The sequence below is a fragment of the Aquiflexum sp. genome (genome assembly GCF_041749095.1).
GTDB lineage: Bacteria > Bacteroidota > Bacteroidia > Cytophagales > Cyclobacteriaceae > Aquiflexum.
This window is the reverse complement of sequence record NZ_JBGTCA010000555.1, coordinates 1-3,335: the sequence shown is the minus strand read 5'-3', so window position 1 is coordinate 3,335 and position 3,335 is coordinate 1. Positions and strand designations below refer to the sequence as shown.

At 38.3% G+C, this 3,335-nt stretch carries 4 protein-coding genes and 1 tRNA gene; 4 read left to right on the top strand and 1 reads right to left on the bottom strand.

Annotated elements, in window-relative coordinates:
- The coding region (locus ACEW8O_RS24880; protein WP_373497335.1) for an HD domain-containing protein at positions 1 to 666 on the bottom strand (666 nt) is incomplete at its 3' end.
- A gap of 136 nt (positions 667 to 802) precedes the next feature.
- Here ACEW8O_RS24880 and ACEW8O_RS24875 point away from each other — a divergent pair.
- The 4 genes from ACEW8O_RS24875 to ACEW8O_RS24860 form a co-directional block, all read left to right on the top strand.
- A tRNA-Leu gene (locus ACEW8O_RS24875) sits at positions 803 to 884 on the top strand.
- Positions 885 to 996: 112 nt separating this feature from the next.
- Complete coding sequence (locus tag ACEW8O_RS24870) at positions 997 to 2,325, top strand: trigger factor (protein ID WP_373497334.1); 1,329 nt, start codon at positions 997 to 999, stop codon at positions 2,323 to 2,325.
- Positions 2,326 to 2,403: 78 nt separating this feature from the next.
- Positions 2,404 to 3,075: a ClpP family protease gene (locus tag ACEW8O_RS24865; protein WP_373497336.1), complete on the top strand. Its 672-nt coding sequence runs from the start codon at positions 2,404 to 2,406 to the stop codon at positions 3,073 to 3,075.
- Positions 3,076 to 3,078: 3 nt separating this feature from the next.
- Positions 3,079 to 3,335: ClpX C4-type zinc finger protein (locus ACEW8O_RS24860; protein WP_373497333.1), on the top strand; the 257-nt coding region annotated here is incomplete at its 3' end.

The window sequence follows — 3,335 nt, the reverse complement described above, 5'->3', positions numbered from 1 at the left end:
CCTGGAAACCCTGGTCTCGTTAATTTTATTGATGATAACATCATAGGTTTCAGTATCGGTGTACTTGAGATATAAGTCTTCTAATTCGGATTTGATGGTGTACAGGCCCAACCTATGAGCCAATGGCGCATACAGGTACATCGTTTCAGAGGCAATTTTGAGCTGCTTATGCCGAGGCATACTTACCAAAGTCCTCATGTTGTTTAACCTGTCTGCTATTTTGATAAGAATCACCCTCACATCATCTGAAAGTGTCAACAACATTTTCCGGAAATTTTCAGCCTGCTGAGAGGATCCATATTCAAAAACACCGGAAATTTTTGTCAATCCGTCAATGATTTGGGTCACTTTCGAACCAAATTCTCTTTGTATATCTTCCAACTCCCAATCTGTATCTTCCACCACATCATGGAGAAGTGCAGCCACAACACTTGTTGGCCCCAAACCAATCTCCTCCACACAAATCAAAGCCACCTCGAGGGGATGATAGATATACGGTTCACCTGACTTCCTTCTCATTTCCCGATGGGCATCATTGGAAATATTAAAGGCTTTTTTGATGATTTTTGCGTCCCCCGGCTTTAACAGCGGTTTTGCCATCCTGAGCAACTTCCTATATCTTTTTAATATTTCCTTTATTTCTTCTTCCAGACCAACTTGTATCATATATTCTAAGATAGAAAAATTCTTAATTTAATATAAAGTGTAACATTGATATTTTTTTGACAAAATCGATTTATTTTTCCTTTCCCAAATTTGATAGTTAAGAATTGATTATTACCTTTGCATCCACATTAAAAAAGCGGATGTGGCGAAATTGGTAGACGCACTAGACTTAGGATCTAGCGCCGTAAGGCATGGGGGTTCGAGTCCCTCTATCCGCACGCATACAGACCCTCAATCAAGATTCCGATTCAGAACAAGGCCATTTGGCAAGTCGAATTGAGACGAAGATTGAGGGTTTTTAGTTCAATACTAACCAAAACCAAAATCAACTTGGAAATCACATTAGATAAGCAATCAGCAAATCAAGCTTCAGTTAAAATTAAGCTAAATGAGGCAGATTATCAACCAAAGGTAGATGCTAAAGTAAAAGACTATGCCAAGAAAGCCAGCATTAAAGGTTTTAGACCTGGCAAGGCTCCTTTCACCATGGTGAAAAAACTATATGGTACTTCGGTATTAGTGGATGAAATCAACAATATACTTTCGACATCACTAAATGAATTTTTGAAGGAGCAGACGTTCAAAATCTTGGGAGATCCACTACCAGAGGTTGAAAACGCAGATAAAATTGATTGGAAATCCCAAAAAGAATTTGAATTCCAATATAAAATCGGGTTTGTGGAAGATCTGAATATCAGTTTGGATAAAAACATTCATGCTACTGCCTATGAAGTGGAGCTTGATGAAAAGGTGATAGATGATGCCATTGAAAATATGAGGAGTCAGTATGGCAAAATGACAAATCCTGAGGTTAGCCAAGAAAATGATTTTCTATATGGTGACCTGAAAGCAGAAGATGGTTCATTTGAAAAAACATTGTCTCTTCCCCTCTCCAAAATTGATAAAAATGCACTTTCCAAATTTGTTGGCCTAGAAAAAGGTGCCCAAATTGAATTTGAACCCCTCCAGGACATAAAAGAAGAGCTTGCCGATACATTCGGTATTACTGAAGAGGAATCGGCTTCCATATCGGGAAAGTTTGTATTTACAGTTCAGAATATCAACAGAACCGAAATTGCCGATTTGAACCAAGAGTTTTTTGACAAGGTTTTTGGACCAAATGTCGTGGATTCGGAAGAGGCCTTTAAAGAAAAGGTAAAAACAATTCTTTCTGAAAACTACAACAAGGAGGCTAAGGTTTACAATGATGAACAAGTGAAAGAAGCATTGATTGCCAATATCAATATTGAATTGCCGGATGAATTCTTAAAGGAATGGTTACTCAAGGCAAATGATGGAAAGGTTACTGAAGACCAGATAGATCAGGAATACCCCATATATGCCAAGCAATTGGTCTGGTCCTTGATATCAAACAAGATATCCAAAGACAATGAGATCAAAGGTGAACACGAAGAAGTGATTGTAAAAACAAAGGAAATGATCCGTGAGCAATTCTCTGCATCGGGTCTTGGGGCCCAAATGGAAGATAGCATGGATATGTTTGTCAATAATTATCTTCAGGGAAATGAAGGACAAAATTATATGCAGGTAATGACTTCCGTACAAAATGATAAGGTGCTTGGTTTTGTCAAAGAAAAAATTGATATCACAGAGGAAGTTGTCTCAATTGAAAGGTTCAAGGAAATTTTGGAAAACTAATTTTCAAATAAAAGCGTTATTGAAAAGTCCTTTTTTAAGGGCTTTTTTTATTTTTGTAAAAGACTTAAAAAATAAATGATGATCAACAAAGACGAATTCAGAAAATATGCTGTGCACAATCAAGGAATCAGCGGAAATGCTTTTGACCAATATGAAACCCATATCAATGGGATGACCCGTTCTGTTATTGAGGAAAGACCGACTAATTTTAGGGAAATCGACGTTTTTTCCCGACTGATTATGGATAGGATCATCTTTTTGGGCACGCAGGTTGATGACTTTATTGCAAATATCATAACTGCGCAGTTGCTTTTTTTGGAATCTACAGATCCCAAAAAAGATGTATTGTTGTATGTAAACAGCCCGGGAGGCTCCGTTACAGCGGGTCTTGGAATTTATGACACCATGCAGTATGTCAATCCCGATGTAGCCACAATCTGTACTGGAATAGCCGCTTCCATGGGAGCAGTATTATTGGCAGGTGGGGCCAAAGATAAAAGATCAGCCCTCAAGCATTCCAGAGTAATGATCCACCAGCCTTCAGGAGGAATGCAGGGACAATCCAAGGATATGGAAATATCTTTAAAATTGATACTTTCCATGAAACAGGAGCTTTACCAGATTATTGCTGATCATTCTGGCAAAACATTTGAGGAAATCGAAAGGGATTCAGACAGAGATTATTGGATGAAGGCACCGGAAGCCAAAGAATATGGCTTAATTGATGAAGTTTTAACTAGAAAAGTTTAAAAAATGGCGCAAGTTACCTGCTCCTTCTGCGGGAGAAACAAAAAAGACGTGGACCTGATGGTTTCGGGGATTTCAGCTCATATCTGTAATTTCTGTATTGATCAGGCCTATCAAATCCTGGGAGAAGAGGAAAAAACCAAGAAACCTGCAAAATCCCAAAAATTCCAGCTTAAAAAACCCAAGGAGCTTACTTCCTACCTTGATCAATATGTCATTGGTCAATTTGAAGCCAAGAAAGTGTTGACCGTCGCTGTCTACAA

What these genes read in the sequence shown, in the direction of transcription:
- ACEW8O_RS24865 (WP_373497336.1), top strand. Translation starts at nt 2,404, where the DNA reads ATGATCAACAAAGACGAATTCAGAAAATATGCTGTGCACAATCAAGGA.